This window comes from Pseudarthrobacter sp. SSS035 (assembly GCF_023273875.1).
Taxonomy (GTDB): Bacteria; Actinomycetota; Actinomycetes; order Actinomycetales; family Micrococcaceae; genus Arthrobacter.
Genome location: NZ_CP096882.1, coordinates 3,684,003 through 3,700,393, shown reverse-complemented (window position 1 = coordinate 3,700,393; position 16,391 = coordinate 3,684,003). Strand labels below are relative to the sequence as shown.

The window sequence follows — 16,391 nt, the reverse complement described above, 5'->3', positions numbered from 1 at the left end:
ACGGAGAATGATGGGCGCGTGTTCGGGGTTTGCCGGCTCTGCGGGTGGACTGCGCGGTGCTGTACGTCGTGCTCCGCTGACAGCCCCCAGGCCGGCACCTAGATTTACTGTCCATAAGAATGTCAGTCTACAGGAGCAGATTGCGGCTTTCGGATGGCCGCACTGAGGTCACGGCGCACCCGCTCCGGGACGGTTTCCGGACGCCACAATCCGTGATCTCCGCGTCATTGCCATGATTTGGGTCACCGTTATTGGCAGTTAACACAGAATGCTCATTAGACTGGCAACGGTCCGGGTTCAGGACGCAGAGACTGGTTCGAATGTTGTGCTGCGGCACCGTGGCGGCCAGAGAGAAATCAAACTCATGGAAGAGGCGTATTTCAAGTGCCAGAGCAGCCTAGCCACCGTCTACCAGAGGAATTTGGCGGAAATGAGTGGCTCGTTGACGAACTGTACGAGCAGTATCAGAAAGACAAGAACACGGTGGATACCAAATGGTGGCCCCTTTTCGAGTCCTTCGATTCAGGCAGCGGTTCTTCTTCCAACGGAAGCACGGCGGTAGCCGTGGCCCACCCAGCAACCCGCGAAATGCCGGCTGTACCGCCGGCACCTCCGGCTTCTGCAACTGCTGCACCGGCAACGTCGCCGGCCGCACAGCCCGCAGCGCCGGCCACCGCCCCCGCGGCGGCAAAGAAAGCTCCCGCTACGGTCGCCCGCGATGGCGCGAAGAAGACCGAGCCCGGAACCGGCGCCCAGCCGATTCCCGCCCAGCTTCCCAAGAACGTCAAGGCACCCACGGCTCCGGAAGAGGACGTGGTCTCCGTTCTTCGCGGCCCGGCCAAGGCCATCGCCACCAACATGGTCACCAGCCTTGAGGTCCCCACGGCCACCAGCGTCCGGGCCATTCCGGCCAAGCTGCTGATCGATAACCGTGTGGTCATCAACTCCAACCTGGCCCGTGCACGCGGCGGCAAGGTTTCCTTCACGCACCTCATCGGCTACGCCGTGATCCGGGCACTCGCCCAGTTCCCCTCGATGAACGTCTACTACGACGAAATCGACGGCAAGCCCAGCGCTATCCAGCCGGCCCACGTCAACTTCGGCATCGCCATTGACATGCCCAAGCCGGACGGCACCCGCCTGCTTATGGTGCCCAACATCAAGAAGGCGGAGACCCTCAACTTCTCCGAGTTCTGGCACACCTATGAAGACCTGATCAAGCGTGCCCGTGCCGGCAAGCTGACCGCTGATGACCACTCCGGCACCACGGTGTCCCTGACCAACCCAGGCGGCATCGGCACCGTTCACTCCGTGCCGCGTCTGTCCAAGGGACAGGCTGCCATCATCGGAGTCGGCGCGCTGGACTACCCGGCCGAGTTCCAGGGCGCCAGCGAAAAGATCATTGCGCAGAACGCCATCAGCAAAGTCCTCACGCTGACATCCACCTATGACCACCGCGTCATCCAGGGAGCCGGCAGCGGCGAGTTCCTGAAGCTTGTGCACCAGCTGCTGCTCGGTGCCCAGAACTTCTACGACGAAATCTTCGAGTCCCTGCGCATCCCGTACGAGCCCGTGCGCTGGAGCCCGGACCTGCAGGTGGACCCGGCCGACGAGATCAACAAGGTTGCCCGGATCCAGCAGCTGATCCACTCCTACCGTGTGCGCGGCCACCTGATGGCAGACACCGATCCCCTGGAGTACGTCCAGCGCAAGCACCCGGACCTTGACGTCCTCACCTATGGGCTGACCCTGTGGGACCTGGACCGCGAGTGGCCCACCGGCGGTTTCGGCGGCGCGCCCATGCTCAAGTTCCGCGACATCCTCGGTGTCCTCCGTGACGCCTACTGCCGCACCACAGGCATCGAATACATGCACATCCAGGAGCCGGAGGAACGCAAATGGTTCCAGGACCAGCTGGAGCACCCGTACTCGAAGCCGAGCCGCGAAGAGCAGCTGCGCATCGTGTCCCGGCTCAACGCGGCAGAGGCGTTTGAAACCTTCCTGCAGACCAAGTTCGTCGGCCAGAAGCGCTTCTCCCTGGAAGGCGGCGAATCCCTGATTCCGCTGCTCGACGCCATCATTTCCGATGCCGCCGACGACGGACTGGACGAGGTTGCAATCGGCATGGCCCACCGTGGCCGCCTGAACGTCCTCACCAACATCGCCGGCAAGACCTACGCCCAGGTGTTCCGCGAATTCGAAGGCACCCAGGATCCCCGCTCCGTGCAGGGCTCCGGCGACGTGAAGTACCACCTCGGTACCGAAGGCACGTTCACCTCGGAAAACGGCAACGAGACCAAGGTCTACCTCGCCGCCAACCCGTCCCACCTCGAGGCTGTCGACTCGGTGCTGGAAGGCATCGTCCGCGCCAAGCAGGACCGCCTGGACCAGGGCGAGGCCTTCCCGGTCCTGCCCCTGATGGTCCACGGCGACGCTGCGTTTGCGGGCCAGGGCGTGGTTGCCGAGACGCTGAACCTGTCCCAGCTCCGCGGCTACCGGACCGGCGGCACCATCCACGTGGTGGTCAACAACCAGGTGGGCTTCACCACTGCTCCATCGTCGTCGCGTTCATCCACGTACTCCACGGATGTCGCCAAGATGATCCAGGCACCGGTGTTCCACGTGAACGGTGACGATCCCGAGGCAGTGGTGCGCATTGCCCAGCTCGCCTACGAGTTCCGCCAGCGGTTCCACAAGGACGTTGTGATCGACATGGTGTGCTACCGCCGCCGTGGCCACAACGAGGGTGACGACCCCTCGATGACCCAGCCCATGATGTACAACCTGATCGAAGCCAAGCGCTCCGTCCGCAAGCTGTACACCGAGGCACTCATCGGCCGTGGCGACATCACCGAGGAAGAGGCCGAGCAGCTGCTCCGCGACTACCAGGAACGGCTGGAGCGGGTCTTCGCCGAAACGCACGCGGCCCAGACCTCGCCCATCCCGATCATCACCGCGGACTCCGCCGCCGTCTCCGACATTGAGCGTCCCATCGCCCAGCAGGCTGACTTCGGCACCAACGCCCCGGCGTCCACTGCCATTTCTCCGGAGACCCTGGCACACATCGGCAAGGCCCACGTCCAGATCCCCGAGGGCTTCACCGTCCACGCCAAGCTCAAGCAGCTCCTCGAAAAGCGCGAGCAGATGTCCCGCGAAGGCGGCATCGACTGGGGCTTTGGCGAGATCGCGGCCTTCGGTTCGCTGATCATGGAAGGCGTTCCCGTCCGGCTTGCCGGCCAGGATTCGCGCCGCGGCACGTTTGTGCAGCGCCACGCGGTGTTCCACGACCGCGCCAACGGCGGCGAGTGGCTGCCCCTGGGCCACCTCTCGGATGACCAGGCGAAGCTGTGGATCTACGACTCCCTGCTGTCCGAATACGCGGCCATGGGCTTCGAATACGGCTACTCGGTGGAACGCCCGGATGCCCTGGTGCTGTGGGAAGCGCAGTTCGGTGACTTCGTCAATGGTGCGCAGACCATCATCGATGAGTTCATCTCCTCGGCCGAGCAGAAGTGGGGCCAGCGCTCCTCCCTGGTCCTGATGCTGCCGCACGGCTACGAAGGCCAGGGCCCGGACCACTCGTCGGCACGCATCGAACGCTTCATGCTGATGTGCGCCGAAGAGAACATGATCGTCGCCAACCCCACCACGGCGGCATCACACTTCCACCTGCTGCGCCGCCAGGCGTACAGCCGGCCGCGCAAGCCGCTGATCATCTTCACGCCGAAGCAGCTGCTGCGGCTCAAGGCAGCCGCGTCGTCCGTCGAGGACTTCACCACGGGCTCCTTCCGCCCCGTCATAGGTGACCACGAGCAGCTGGCGGCAGACGCCGTCGAACGCGTACTGCTGGTCTCCGGCCGCCTGTACTACGATCTCCTGTCCACCCGGCAGAAGACCGGTGACAAGACCACCGCGATTGTCCGCGTGGAGCAGCTCTACCCGCTGCCGCACGAAGAAATCGCAGCGGAACTGGCCAAGTACCCGAACGCGGAGGTTGTCTGGGCACAGGACGAGCCCGCCAACCAGGGACCGTGGCCGTTTATGGGCCTGAACCTCCCGGAGGCGCTGGACCGGCGCGTCCGCCTGGTGTCGCGTCCCGCATCGGCCTCCACGGCGGCCGGCTCCATGAAGCGACACGCAGCTGAGCAGGATTCACTGCTGAAGCAGGCATTTGCACGGAAGTAGTCCCAGTGGCTGCCCGGCCGGACGTCGAAATACCAGACTCCGGCCGGGCAGTTCTGTTTAATGAAGATGGATCATAGCCACGCCGATTGGCCTGAATCGGCACGGACGTAAAGAGGGACTTGTGGAAGACAGGAAGCTACGGATCGCAGCTGTTGGAGATGAACTGCTGGCCGGACTGGGCGATCCCAGGGCCCTCGGCTGGCTGGGCCGCGTGTTGGCCCGCACTCCGCAGGACGGCATGGTCATGGAAGCGTATGCCCTCCCCTGTCCCCAGGAAGGAACGGAGGGGCTGGCTGCCCGCTGGCAGGAGGAGGCCGGGCGGCGGTTCGGCGACCAGCACGAGAACCGCCTGGTGATTGGCCTCTCGGGCCGGGACATCGAGTTCGGCCTGTCGACCGCCCGCAGCCGCCTGAACCTGGCCAACATCCTGGATACCGCCACGCAGAACCGGATCGAGGTGTTTGTGGTGGGCCCGCCGCCCACGCTGGACCCGGTACAGAACCGCCGGCTCGCCGATCTGAACACAGCCTTCGCTGACGTCACCACCAGGCGCAAGCACCTCTATGTGGACACGTTCTCCCCCCTGCTGAACCACGAACAGTGGCGCCAGGACCTTGCGGCCAACACCGGCACGCCCGGGCAGGCGGGCTATGGCCTGATGGCCTGGCTGGTCCTCCACCGTGGCTGGTTCCAGTGGCTGGGCATGGACGCCCCCGAGTAAGCATCCCCAACCCTTCCAGTCGCGATATATCTTGACTGCTCCCGGTGGCCCGTTATATCTTGGACTATTAGTCACGATATATCGCGGTTTTGGAGGATTTCATGACAGAGGACAGCTGGACCGTCACAGGTCCGCAAACCATCGACGTTGACCACGTCAGGTCTCTGAAGCTGGGCATGGTCCGCGGCCGGTTCGACGTCGTCACCCATGCCGACGCCGTTGCCCGTGTGGAGATCAACGACGTCCAGGGCGATCCCGTGTCGGTGACACTGACAGACGGCCGGCTTGAGGTCCGCCATCAGCTGCACGGCCCGCAGGGCTGGTTCAAGAACCTGATGGGCACGGTCAACCACAACAGCAACAACTCAGCGGTGATCAGTATTGCCCTGCCGGCCGGCGTCGACGTGGAGGCCGGTACGGTCAGCGGCGATGGCCTTGTGTCCGGCATCAGCGGGCACACGCGGCTCAATACCGTCTCGGGTTCTGTGATGGCGGACGGCACGTCCGGGGAACTTCACGTCAACACCGTCAGCGGCGAGGTCATCGCGCGAAACCACGACGGCGTCCTGACCGCCAAGAGTGTCTCCGGCGAGGTCACCGCATCCGGCCGGTTCAGCAACATCCGGGCTCACACGGTCAGCGGCGACATGAGTTTTGACCTGCTCGGCTTTACCCACGACTTCGGTGCCAATTCAGTCTCCGGCGACCTCACCATCAGGCTGCCCCATGACGTCGGGGTGGACATCGTGGCGAAGTCTGCCAGCGGCGTTGTGGTGATTGATGACCAGCAGTACTCGCAGCCCGGCGGCAAGGTGGAAACCATTGCCGGACCGGACGGGAAGCTGATGCTTGTCCGGACCAACTCGGTGTCCGGCAAAACGTCCATCTTCCATGGCCAGCCGGCCCGCAGTGACGACGCAAGTAGCCCGGAAGCGGGGCACTGATGCCTCCGGTGTTTGCCCACGGTGCGCTCCGGCTGTACCTGCTCGCACTGCTGGAGTCAGGGCCTAAACATGGCTATGAACTGATCAAAGCCCTCAGCGAGCGATTTGGCGGCACGTACTCCCCCAGTGCGGGAACCATATATCCGCGGCTGGGGAAGCTGGAGGAAGAAGGGCTCGTCGCCACCGAGCCTGTTGGCCGCCGCACCAACTACCGCATCACCGCGGCGGGGCTTGCCGAACTCAATAAGCGCCGGGAGGAACTCGCCGGCGTCGAGAACGACATTTCCGCTTCCGTCCGCCGGCTGGCGGACAACCTGCGGGCGGATATCCGCGCCAACATGCGCGGGTTGCGGGCAGACCTGGCAGCCACCGCAGAGGCGGCCCGTTCCACTGCGCGGGCCGCCGATTTCCGGAAAGCCGGCCGCCAGTCTTCGGAAGGGTTCCGGGAGCTGAAGGAAGCGGAGATGCTGCTGCAGGCGTTCCGGGACGATCTTCGTGTGGAACTGCGGCTGCAGGCCACCCGGCAACCGCTCAGCGCCGTCACGCTGGAAACTGTCAGGACCGTGCTGGACCAGGCGCGCATCTCCATCCGCAACTCGCTGCCCGGCTGAGGCGCCGGGCTTGGCCACCGGCTCAGCCGCCAGACTGAGCCGGTGGTTCGGCGTTGCCCCCGGTCACAGCCCGTTTCGGTTTCGCGGCGTGTCCCATGGTGTGGGAGACTTGAGGGCAGCTCTTTTGAGTACCAACATTTAAGGAGGCCAGCTATGAGCAAGCGTGCACGTAAACGTCGTGACCGTAAGCGTGGCGGCGCGAACCACGGGAAGCGCCCCAACGCCTAAGCTAAAGCTTGGAAAACGGTTTAAGCGAAGGACCCCGGAAGCCACACGGCTTCCGGGGTCCTTCGTCTTTGCACCGATCTTTCACGCCTGCGGTACTGCTGACAGGCATCGACGCAGCCAGGCGTCCACGCGGTCAGGTGTCCCTTCAAACGGCTACCGCTTGTGTCAGGCGTCCACCGGGCGGATCGCGTGGATCCGGTCCAGGATGGCGTTCTTCAGGTTCTCCGGAGCGGCCTCGGTGCACGAGCGCTTCACCATGGTGCGGATCACACACTCCAGGTCGTACTCCTCCGTGCACTCAGGGCACTCATCAAGGTGGGTCTTGATTTCCGTGATGTCCTCGCGGGTCAACGCCCCGTCGAGGTATTCGTAGATGCGTTGCATCCGGGCGTCATCGCAGTCGCCCAATCCCTGGCAGTCGCTCATTTCCTGTTCTCCTGTTTTGTGGTCGCGGCCGTGTCCTGTGATTCGACGGCGCCTTTGAATCCTCGTTCGACGGCATAGTCCGCCAGCATGTCCCGCAACATTTTCCGGCCGCGGTGCAACCGGGACATCACTGTCCCGATCGGCGTGTTCATGATGTCCGAGATCTCCTTGTACGCGAAGCCTTCGACATCGGCGAAGTACACCGCCAGCCGGAACTCCTCGGGAATGGCCTGCAGCGCCCGCTTGACGTCCGAGTCCGGCAGGTGGTCCAGCGCCTCAGCCTCGGCCGAGCGCAGGCCGCGGGACGTGTGCGACTCCGCCCTGGCCAGCTGCCAGTCCTCGATGGTGTCCGAGTTCGACTGCAGCGGTTCGCGCTGCCGCTTGCGGTAGAGGTTGATGTACGTGTTGGTCAGGATCCGGTAGAGCCAGGCCTTGAGGTTGGTGCCGGGCTTGTACTGGTGGAACGCTGAGAACGCCTTGGTGTAGGCCTCCTGGACCAGGTCTTCCGCATCCGCGGGGTTCCTGGCCATCCGCATGGCGGCCGAGTAGAGCTGGTCCACGTACTGCATGGCATCACGCTCAAAACGGACCCGGCGTTCTTCCGCTGATTCGGTGGCCACATCCACGGGCTGCTCGGCGGGCGCAGGCTCAGTGGGCACAGGGACATCCCCTGCAGGCTGCGCGTCTGCCGGCCGCGAGTCACTCCCTGCCGGCGCATCGCTGCTGGCATTGGCTTCGCTGCTTGTTTTGGCTTCGCGTTCGGAGGCCTCATACATGGCCTCGAGGGCCGGATCCAGGGTGCTCATTGCGTTCAAGTCTACTGTGACGGCCTTGGCGCGCGGCGATCCGTACTCCGGAGGATCGGATTCCAGAGTCTGCAGTGCTACGGGTCCGGCGGGCTCCGTCCCGTCCTTCAGTAACCTCAAGGGCAACTCCAGTCTGTGTCAGGCCATAGTGTTCCAGGCAAATACCTGCCGGGGAATCCATGATGAGTCAATTCGTCCGGTGTTCGGCGGACCCGCAAACCATAACCGCTGGCGGCAGGCAAATATTCCCCAAAAGTGCAAGACTAGAACGGACTCCGCCGCATCCGGTGCGGTTCGTCCAGCCAGGAGGAAACCCATGTCCTTTGTCCGTACTCTCGCCCGCCCCATGCTGGCTTCCAGTTTCGTAGTCGCCGGACTGGACAAGCTGAAGAACGCCGATGACACCGCCACCCAGCTCTCGCCGCTCCTGCAGAAGGCAGCCGCGTCGCTGCCGTTCCAGGCCGACGAAAAGATGCTGGCACGGGTGATCGGCGGAACGCAGGTGGGTGCCGGCGTGCTGTTCGGCCTGGGCAAGTTCAGCCGCCTCTCGGCAACACTGCTGACCGTCATCTCGCTCCTGAACACCTTTGTGGAATGGCGCAGCGCAGACATCAGCACCAAGGAAGGCCGAGAAGCCCGCCGGAACCAGCTGCTCAAGAACATTTCCCTCAGCGGCGGCGCCCTGCTGGCCTCGGTGGACACCGCCGGCAAGCCGGGCCTGGCCTGGCGTGCCGAGCACCTCGCCGCGGACGCCCGGAAGAGCGCCGCCGGCGCCCGCAAGACCACCGGCCAAAAGTTTCACAAGGCAGACAAGGCCGTGCGCCGCGCCGTCGAACACGCAACGGGGGCGTAAGGACGGATGACCGGTTCCACCCCGCCCGCTGCCACCGGCTCACACAGCTCCATCGGCACCGTTCCGCACTGGCCGGCCCCCTTCGCCAGTAGGCCCATCAACGCCACCGTCACGGTGCCGGGTTCAAAATCCCTGACCAACCGGTTCCTGGTGCTGGCTGCGCTGGCTGACGGGCCGTCCCGTCTCCGCGCCCCCCTGCATTCCCGGGACTCTGCGTTGATGATCGACGCCCTCCGCCAGTTGGGAGCCACCATCACGGAGGTGCCCGGCGACGGCGCGTTCGGGCCGGACCTTGAGGTCATGCCCCTGAGCCAGGAGGCGCCGTCGTCAAGGACGCACATTGACTGCGGCCTCGCCGGCACAGTGATGCGTTTTGTTCCGCCGCTTGCGGCGTTGCGCAACGGCGTGAGCGTGTTCGACGGCGACCCCCACGCCCGGAAGCGTCCCATGGGCACCATCATCGAGGCCCTGAAGGCCCTCGGGGTGGCCCTGACCGCGGACGACGGCGGGACCCCCTCGTCGCTGCCGTTCACTGTTGCAGGCACCGGGGAAGTCCGGGGCGGCCACCTGGTGATCGATGCCAGTGCGTCGTCACAGTTCGTCTCGGCCCTCCTGCTGGTCGGCGCCAGGTTTACCGACGGGCTCCACCTTGAACATGTGGGCAAACCGGTGCCGAGCCTGGACCACATCAACATGACCGTTGCCGTACTCCGCGGCGTCGGTGTATCAGTTGACGATTCCATGCCCAACCACTGGGTAGTGGCACCGGGCCCCATCCGCGCCTTTGACCAGCGCATTGAGCAGGACCTCTCCAACGCCGGCCCGTTCCTGGCCGCCGCGCTGGCCTCCGGCGGCACCGTCCGGATCCCGGACTGGCCCGCCGGCACCACCCAGGTGGGAGACCTCTGGCGCAGCATCCTGGCGGACATGGGCGCGGACGTCAGCCTGGCTGACGGCGTCCTGACCGTCACGGGCGGGCCAGAGATCAAGGGTGCGGATTTTGACGAAACCAGCGAACTCGCCCCTACCGTGGCGGCCCTCTGCGCCCTGGCCAGCGGACCTTCACGGCTGACCGGCATCGCGCACCTTCGCGGCCACGAGACGGACCGGTTGGCCGCGCTGGTCACCGAAATCAACCGCCTCGGCGGCGACGCGGAGGAGACCAGCGACGGCCTGGTGATCCGCCCGGCAAAGCTGCACGCCGGCGTCGTCCACAGCTACGCGGACCACAGGATGGCCACCGCCGGTGCCATCCTCGGCCTCGCGGTGCCGGGCATCGAAGTCCAGGACATCGCTACCACTGCCAAGACCATGCCGGAATTCCCGCAGATGTGGGCCGACATGCTGGCCCAGGGCGCTGCTGCCGACAAGCGCACGGAAGGTCCCACTGGTGGCACGCAGCACTGATTCCTGGGACGAGTCCGACGTCCGGATCCGGCCCAGCAAAAAGGGCTCCCGGCCGCGCACGAAGGACCGCCCCAGCCACGACGACGCCGTCACGGGCCGCATCATCACAGTGGACCGCGGCCGCTACACCGCCGTCGTCGGCGAAGACTCGGGCGACGAGCGGATCATCATCGCAGCCAGGGCCCGCGAACTCCGCCGCTCCCCCGTGGTTGCCGGCGACTTCGTCTCCCTCGTTGGAGATGTCTCCGGCGAACCCGACACGCTGGCCCGCCTGGTCCGGATCCAGGACCGCAGGACCCTGCTGCGCCGCAGCGCCGATGACACTGATCCGATAGAGCGTGCGGTGGTGGCCAACGCAGATCAGCTGGTAGTCGTGGTGGCCGCCGCAAACCCGGAGCCGCGCACAGGCTTCATCGACCGCGCCCTCGTGGCCGCTTACGACGCCGGCATTGAGCCGCTGCTGCTCGTCACCAAGGCGGACGTCAAGGATCCGGCGGAACTGCTGTCCAACTACGAGCACCTGGACTTCCCGGTGATCATCAGCCGCACGTCGGACTCCGAAGCCTCAGGTATCGATGCCCGCTCCGACGACGGCCTCTCTGCCCGCTTGGACAGTGACGCAGTTTCGCAGCTCCGCGCGTACCTTGAGGGCAAGGTCTCGGTGATGCTGGGTCATTCCGGCGTGGGCAAGTCCACTATGGTCAATGCGCTAACCGGGGCCGAACGGGCCACCGGTGGTGTGAACGCGGTGACCGGCCGCGGCCGCCACACGTCATCGTCGGCCCTTGCCCTGAAGCTGACCGGAGCTCCCGCCGGAAGCTGGATCATCGACACCCCTGGCATCCGTTCGTTCGGCCTGGCCCATGTGGACCCTGACCGGATCCTGCGGTCCTTCCCCGACCTGGAGCCGGGTACGGATGCCTGCGAGCGTGGCTGCAAGCACAACACCGCGGCCGTCAACTGCGGGGTGGATGCCTGGGTGTCCGCCGGCAACGCGGGCCCCACCGGCCCGGCCCGGCTCGCGTCCCTGCGGCGGCTGCTGGGCACGGATCCCCGCCTGGTGGGCCAGGAAACCAAGGAACTGGGCAGCATCGGCTAGACGGGACGCCGATGTCCCCAACACTGCGGCCCTGAGACGGTAGTTTGGAACCATGATCCAACCCGCTTCGAGCTACAACGATGACTTGCGCCTTGCCCATGTGCTGGCAGATTCCGTGGATGACCAGACCATGAGCCGCTTCAAGGCACTGGACCTCCGCATCGAGACCAAGCCGGACCTGACGCCGGTAACGGACGCGGACAAGTCCGCGGAGGAAGCCATCCGCGGCCAGTTGTCCCGCTCGCGTCCGCGCGACGCCGTGCTGGGCGAGGAATTCGGCAGTTCGGGCCATGGCTCCCGCCGCTGGATCATTGATCCCATCGACGGCACGAAGAACTTTGTCCGCGGCGTCCCGGTTTGGGCCACCCTGATCGCCCTCGTGGACGAAGGCGAACCCGTGGTGGGAGTGGTCAGCGCGCCCGCGCTGGGCAAACGCTGGTGGGCCGCCAAGGGTTCCGGCGCGTACATGGGCAAGTCCCTTGCCGCCGCAACGCGGCTCCGCGTCTCGGACGTCTCCAAACTTTCGGATGCCTCCCTGTCCTACTCCAGCCTGGGCGGCTGGAAGGAACGCGGCAACCTGGATGAGTTCCTGGGCCTGACCGAGGACGTGTGGCGCACGCGCGCCTACGGCGATTTCTGGTCCTACTGCATGGTGGCCGAAGGTTCCGTGGACATCGCCTGCGAGCCCGAACTGAACCTGTACGATATGGCTGCCTTGGTGCCCATCGTGGTGGAAGCCGGCGGCCGCTTCACCTCCTTGGAGGGACAGGACGGGCCGTTCGGCGGCAACGCCCTGGCCACGAACTCCATTCTGCACTCAGAGGTGCTCAAGCGTCTGAACCCGAATCTGGACGATCTCCTCTAGGCACTTTCTTCGAATTATCGACGGCGGACGCCTCCTCAAGGGGGCGTCCGCCGTCGTATCTTCGACAAATGAGACTGTTCCTCAAACGCGCGTAACAAAGTCCTTAACATTGGGCCGGGCTTCCTTTCTGCAGCGGCGGATGTTCTACGCTTCTTAACAGGTCACGAGTGCCAGCGCTAAACCCCGGTTTGCTGGCCGGCAACCCTCCATTCGCGGTGGGGTGCCCCGGGTGACGACCAGGCCGGTCCGGAATGGACACGGCAAGCGCGGGTTCCCGTTACCGGGAGTCCTTTTAGAGTGAGGTCTCCGTGACAACTGCCACCGTCTCCCCCAACACTGTTTCTCCCGACAGCGCCGCCCCCGCCAAGGCCGCTGCGCTGTTCAACGATGCCGCCGCCATTGCCGGCCGCCCCCTCTCTGCCGTCACTGGCGCGGAAATCCAGGCACCGCTGATCCAGGGCGGCCACATCCGGTACGCAAACCTGGACTACGGCGCATCCGCTCCCGCCCTCTCCGTGGTGTCGGCCTACCTCAACGAGATCCTGCCGTTCTACGCCAGCGTCCATCGCGGCGCCGGCTACGCATCGCAGATCAGCACGTCCGTCTATGAGAACGCCCGGGACATCGTGCGCGACTTTGTGGGCGGACGCCCGGACGACTCCGTCATCTTCACCCGGAACACGACCGACTCGCTGAACCTGCTGGCGGGTTGCCTGCCGGCGACGGACGGGCGGCCCAATGGCGATGTCCTCTACCTGGACATCGAACACCACGCCAACCTCCTGCCGTGGCAGGGAGTCCCGCACCGCAGCGTCGTCGCCGCGGACACCATCGTGGGCACCCTCGAGGTCCTCCGCGCCGAACTTGAGCAGGGCAACGTCAGCCTCCTCGCGGTCACGGGCGCCTCCAACGTCACCGGCGAGATCCTCCCGATCAAGGCCCTGGCCGCCCTCGCCCATGAGTACGGCGCGCGGATCGTGGTGGACGCCGCGCAGCTGGCGCCGCACCGGCGCATCAATATCAGCACCGACGACGTCGACTACCTCGCCTTCTCCGGGCACAAGCTCTACGCGCCCTTCGGCTCCGGGGTCCTGGTGGGCCGCACCGACTGGCTCGACGCCGGTACTCCCCACCTGGCCGGCGGCGGCGCCGTACGCGAGGCCAGGCTCGACGGCGTCAGCTGGGCCACCGGTCCGGCCCGGCACGAGGGCGGCTCCCCCAACGTCCTCGGCGCGGCCACACTGGCCCGCGCCGCCCAGGTCATCGCGTCCCTGGACCACGACCGCTGGCACGCCCACGAGGCGGCCATCCGGTCATTCCTGGTGGAAGGGCTCGGGAAGATCGACGGCGTCACCGTGCACCAGATCTTCTCGGACACGGACGCTGAAACGGGCACCATCGGCGTGGTGAACTTCTCCGTGGCAGGGTACGACGCCGGGCTTGTGGCCGCGTACCTGTCGGCCGAGCATGGCGTTGGCCTCCGGGACGGCCGCTTCTGCGCGCACCCGCTGCTCAAGCGCCTCGGCCTTCCCTCCGGTTCCCTGCGGGCCAGCTTCGGTGTGGGCTCACGGCTGGAGGATGCCCAGCGGCTCCTTGCCGGCCTGGAGCAACTCCGCCGGACCGGCCTGGGCTGGGACTACGTGGTGGACGCGGGCCGCTGGGTTCCGGCCAACGACACCCGCACGTACCCTCACTGGGCTCCCAACACGCCGGGCACCGCCGGCGCGGCTCCGTGCCTTGACGACTGACTGACGCTTTCCTCCCTTGGTTCCTGACCTGGCTGCCATCTGACTGCCGTCTGACCCAGCGGCTGCGGCCCATGCGGTAAATTCGAAGGATACCGATGGGCACAGTTGAAGGAGGCCGCACGTGGCACGGGGTGGCCCCAGGCTTGAGCACGGACGCCGTCTGGAACTCGGACGGAGTTTCCAGGATGGCGGCGAACATTACCAGCGCGTACGCCCTGGCTACCCTGCCGACTCAGCGGACTGGCTGATCCCTGCCGGGGCCGCGGACGCCGTGGACGTGGGCGCCGGAACCGGCAAGTTCACCGCCCTGCTGCTGGAACGCAGCCTGGCGGTTTCCGCCGTGGACCCGTCGCCGGACATGCTCGAACAGCTGCGGAGCCACTACGCGGCGGCGGACGCGACGCAGGGGACGGCAGAGGCGACGGGACTCGCTGACTCCTCGTTCGACGTCGTAAGCGTGGCGCAGGCCTGGCACTGGTGCGATCCGCTGCCGGCGAGCACCGAACTGGCGCGGATCCTGCGGCCCGGCGGAACGCTGGGGCTGATCTGGAACCAGCTGGACACGTCCGTTCCGTGGGTGCACCGGTTGTCCCGCATCATGCACGCGGGCGACGTCTACAAGCCCGGGTTCCGCCCGGTGGTGGGGCCGGAGTTTGAAGGCCTCGAGAGCCACGTGACGCGGTGGGAGGACAGCCTCAGCACGGCGGACATCATGGAACTGACGAAGTCCCGCAGCTACTACCTGCGCGCCGGCGAAGCCACCCGAAGCAAGGTCCTGGCCAACCTGGACTGGTATCTGCACGAGCACTTGGGGCACGCCGTGGGAGAGGACATCAGACTGCCGTACCTGACGCTGACGTGGCGGGCCACGAAGGCGTGAGGGGCGCGGACCACCGGGTAGGCTAGGAGACGTGAAGACCAGCGCGCCCTCCTCCTCGATCGAGGACTACGTCAAGGTCATCTACGGCTTCACGGAGTGGCAGGACAAACCCATCACGTCCTCCCAGCTCGCGCAGCGCCTGGGGGTGGCCAACTCATCGGTCTCGGAGATGGTCCGCAAGCTCAAGGACCAGGGCCTGGTGGACCACAAGCCGTACAGCGCCATCACCCTCACGGACTCCGGGGTCCGGCTGGCGTTGTCCATGGTGCGCCGGCACCGGCTCATTGAGACCTACCTGGTGCAGGAGCTCGGCTACAGCTGGGACGAAGTCCACGACGAAGCCGAACTGCTGGAGCACGCGGTGTCGGACACGTTTATTGAGCGCATGGCGGCAAAACTGGGCAACCCGCAACGCGACCCGCACGGTGACCCGATCCCCGCCGCGGACGGCACGGTGCTGCTGCCCGAGGCCCATCTGCTCGGCGAACTCGATCCCGGGCACACCGGCCGGATCACCCGCATCAGCGACGAGAACCCTGATTTGCTGCGGTATCTTTCCGCCGAGGAAATTGACCTCGACGACGAGGTGGAGGTAGTGGGGCGTAAGCCGTTTGGCGGAGCGCTGGTGGTGCGGATCAGCAACGCGGGCAGGAAGCGGGACTACGATCTCGCGGATGAAGTCACCGCCGCGCTCTGGGTCCACAGCGACCACCCCCACACCGGCTGCACCCTCAGCGACAGCTGAATGACCAACGCCCGCGTGCCGCACTGGCGGGCCTGGCTGGCAGTGGCGGCAGGCGGCCTGGCCGGAACGGAACTACGGTACGGGCTCGGACTCGCCTTTCCGGAAACCGCTGGGGCAATGCCCTGGACCACCCTGGGAATCAATGTGGCCGGAAGCTTTGTGCTGGCCGCCCTCACCACGGTGTGGATGGCGCGGCCGCAGACGGCATTCTGGCTGCGCGCCGGCCTGGGGCCAGGATTCCTGGGCTCGTTCACCACGTTCTCTGCAGTAGTCTTCTCGATTGACCAGCTGGCCAGGGCCGGCGAACATCCCGCGTGGATCGCCTACCTGGGGCTCTCCCTGCTGCTGGGCCTGGGCGCCGCGGCCGGTGGCTGGCGGGCCGGGCGGCTGCTCACCGACCGGCTGCAGGGTGACCGGGCGGGGACAGCGCCGTGACGGGCGCGGTCCTGGTGGGAGTGTTCGGCATGGCGGGCGCCCTGCTGCGCTTCGCCATCGACAGCTGGTTCGCCCACCGCGAGGGGCTCCGCACGGCCGTCAGCCCGAGCGGTAGGCCGCGGCACTGGCCGTGGGCCACGCTCACCGTCAACGTCAGCGGGTGCCTGATCATCGGACTGTCCATCGGCATGACCGGACGGCTCGGCCTTGCCCCCGAGTGGCAGACGGCTGTCGCCACCGGCCTGGCGGGCGGTCTCACCACGTTCAGCTCCTGGACCACCGCCACGGCGCGGCTCCTGAGCGAGTCGCGGTTCGGTGCCGCCGCCCTGAACATCGGCGCCAACCTGACCGCCGGATTTGCCGCGGCGGCTGTGGGCATCGCACTGGCGTCGTAAGGGACTCATTCAGGTTTGTCCCGGTCCCGTATCGTTGACTCTG

Annotated in this window: 16 protein-coding genes and 1 riboswitch; of the genes, 14 read left to right on the top strand and 2 right to left on the bottom strand. The window is 66.1% G+C overall.

The annotated features are described in order from the left end of the window. The first annotated feature begins 384 nt into the window (after nucleotides 1-384). The 5 genes from MUN23_RS17090 (at nucleotide 385) to MUN23_RS23680 (ending at nucleotide 6,689) form a co-directional block, all read left to right on the top strand. Nucleotides 385-4,185, top strand: coding sequence for a multifunctional oxoglutarate decarboxylase/oxoglutarate dehydrogenase thiamine pyrophosphate-binding subunit/dihydrolipoyllysine-residue succinyltransferase subunit (locus MUN23_RS17090; RefSeq protein WP_248759952.1), 3,801 nt, complete (start codon nucleotides 385-387; stop codon nucleotides 4,183-4,185). Nucleotides 4,186-4,306: 121 nt separating this feature from the next. Then, nucleotides 4,307-4,906 (top strand): GDSL-type esterase/lipase family protein, encoded by a 600-nt coding sequence (locus MUN23_RS17085; RefSeq protein ID WP_099093407.1) that lies wholly within the window; start codon nucleotides 4,307-4,309, stop codon nucleotides 4,904-4,906. Nucleotides 4,907-5,007: 101 nt separating this feature from the next. After that, on the top strand, nucleotides 5,008-5,850 hold the full coding sequence (locus MUN23_RS17080; RefSeq protein ID WP_248759951.1) for a DUF4097 family beta strand repeat-containing protein: 843 nt from the start codon (nucleotides 5,008-5,010) through the stop codon (nucleotides 5,848-5,850). Further along, on the top strand, nucleotides 5,850-6,461 hold the full coding sequence (locus tag MUN23_RS17075; protein ID WP_104061139.1) for a PadR family transcriptional regulator: 612 nt from the start codon (nucleotides 5,850-5,852) through the stop codon (nucleotides 6,459-6,461). The genes MUN23_RS17080 and MUN23_RS17075 overlap by 1 nt, the downstream gene beginning before the upstream one ends. A gap of 153 nt (nucleotides 6,462-6,614) precedes the next feature. Then, entirely contained in the window at nucleotides 6,615-6,689 is a 75-nt protein-coding gene (locus MUN23_RS23680; protein WP_104061284.1) for a 50S ribosomal protein bL37, read from the top strand. Between the two features lie 165 nt (nucleotides 6,690-6,854). Here MUN23_RS23680 and rsrA read toward each other — a convergent pair whose 3' ends face one another. Beyond that, nucleotides 6,855-7,115: a mycothiol system anti-sigma-R factor gene (gene rsrA / locus MUN23_RS17070; RefSeq protein WP_056343299.1), complete on the bottom strand. Its 261-nt coding sequence runs from the start codon at nucleotides 7,113-7,115 to the stop codon at nucleotides 6,855-6,857. Next, nucleotides 7,112-7,921 (bottom strand): sigma-70 family RNA polymerase sigma factor, encoded by an 810-nt coding sequence (locus MUN23_RS17065; protein WP_248759950.1) that lies wholly within the window; start codon nucleotides 7,919-7,921, stop codon nucleotides 7,112-7,114. Before MUN23_RS17065 ends, rsrA begins: the two co-directional genes overlap by 4 nt. 316 nt (nucleotides 7,922-8,237) lie before the next feature. Here MUN23_RS17065 and MUN23_RS17060 point away from each other — a divergent pair, with 316 nt between their 5' ends. The 9 genes from MUN23_RS17060 to MUN23_RS17020 all read left to right on the top strand — a co-directional run bounded on the left by MUN23_RS17060 (nucleotide 8,238) and on the right by MUN23_RS17020 (nucleotide 16,348). After that, entirely contained in the window at nucleotides 8,238-8,774 is a 537-nt protein-coding gene (locus MUN23_RS17060; protein WP_248759948.1) for a DoxX family protein, read from the top strand. 6 nt (nucleotides 8,775-8,780) lie between these two features. Then, nucleotides 8,781-10,181, top strand: coding sequence for a 3-phosphoshikimate 1-carboxyvinyltransferase (aroA, locus tag MUN23_RS17055; RefSeq protein ID WP_248759946.1), 1,401 nt, complete (start codon nucleotides 8,781-8,783; stop codon nucleotides 10,179-10,181). Next, complete coding sequence (gene rsgA / locus MUN23_RS17050; protein WP_248759944.1) at nucleotides 10,165-11,280, top strand: ribosome small subunit-dependent GTPase A; 1,116 nt, start codon at nucleotides 10,165-10,167, stop codon at nucleotides 11,278-11,280. The genes aroA and rsgA overlap by 17 nt, the downstream gene beginning before the upstream one ends. A gap of 52 nt (nucleotides 11,281-11,332) precedes the next feature. Further along, nucleotides 11,333-12,145, top strand: coding sequence for a histidinol-phosphatase (gene hisN, locus MUN23_RS17045; protein ID WP_058931973.1), 813 nt, complete (start codon nucleotides 11,333-11,335; stop codon nucleotides 12,143-12,145). A gap of 159 nt (nucleotides 12,146-12,304) precedes the next feature. Beyond that, a riboswitch (SAM riboswitch) is annotated at nucleotides 12,305-12,418 on the top strand. Between the two features lie 35 nt (nucleotides 12,419-12,453). Beyond that, entirely contained in the window at nucleotides 12,454-13,893 is a 1,440-nt protein-coding gene (locus MUN23_RS17040; protein ID WP_248759943.1) for an aminotransferase class V-fold PLP-dependent enzyme, read from the top strand. A gap of 121 nt (nucleotides 13,894-14,014) precedes the next feature. Further along, a complete protein-coding gene (locus MUN23_RS17035; RefSeq protein WP_248759942.1) occupies nucleotides 14,015-14,773 on the top strand; it encodes a class I SAM-dependent methyltransferase in 759 nt (252 codons plus the stop codon). Between the two features lie 31 nt (nucleotides 14,774-14,804). Then, nucleotides 14,805-15,518, top strand: coding sequence for a metal-dependent transcriptional regulator (locus MUN23_RS17030; protein ID WP_248759941.1), 714 nt, complete (start codon nucleotides 14,805-14,807; stop codon nucleotides 15,516-15,518). Next, entirely contained in the window at nucleotides 15,519-15,953 is a 435-nt protein-coding gene (locus MUN23_RS17025) for a CrcB family protein (RefSeq protein ID WP_248759940.1), read from the top strand. Beyond that, nucleotides 15,950-16,348 carry a CrcB family protein gene (locus MUN23_RS17020; RefSeq protein WP_248759939.1) on the top strand — a complete coding sequence of 133 codons (399 nt, stop codon included), beginning with the start codon at nucleotides 15,950-15,952 and terminating at the stop codon, nucleotides 16,346-16,348. The genes MUN23_RS17025 and MUN23_RS17020 overlap by 4 nt, the downstream gene beginning before the upstream one ends. The last annotated feature ends 43 nt before the right edge of the window (nucleotides 16,349-16,391 follow it).

Excerpts from the sequence above, each read along its gene's own strand:
- MUN23_RS17080 (WP_248759951.1), top strand. The coding sequence starts at position 5,008 with ATGACAGAGGACAGCTGGACCGTCACAGGTCCGCAAACCATCGACGTT.
- MUN23_RS17075 (WP_104061139.1), top strand. The coding sequence starts at position 5,850 with ATGCCTCCGGTGTTTGCCCACGGTGCGCTCCGGCTGTACCTGCTCGCA.
- rsrA (WP_056343299.1), bottom strand. The coding sequence starts at position 7,115 with ATGAGCGACTGCCAGGGATTGGGCGACTGCGATGACGCCCGGATGCAA.
- MUN23_RS17065 (WP_248759950.1), bottom strand. The coding sequence starts at position 7,921 with ATGAGCACCCTGGATCCGGCCCTCGAGGCCATGTATGAGGCCTCCGAA.
- MUN23_RS17060 (WP_248759948.1), top strand. The coding sequence starts at position 8,238 with ATGTCCTTTGTCCGTACTCTCGCCCGCCCCATGCTGGCTTCCAGTTTC.
- aroA (WP_248759946.1), top strand. The coding sequence starts at position 8,781 with ATGACCGGTTCCACCCCGCCCGCTGCCACCGGCTCACACAGCTCCATC.
- hisN (WP_058931973.1), top strand. The coding sequence starts at position 11,333 with ATGATCCAACCCGCTTCGAGCTACAACGATGACTTGCGCCTTGCCCAT.
- MUN23_RS17025 (WP_248759940.1), top strand. The coding sequence starts at position 15,519 with ATGACCAACGCCCGCGTGCCGCACTGGCGGGCCTGGCTGGCAGTGGCG.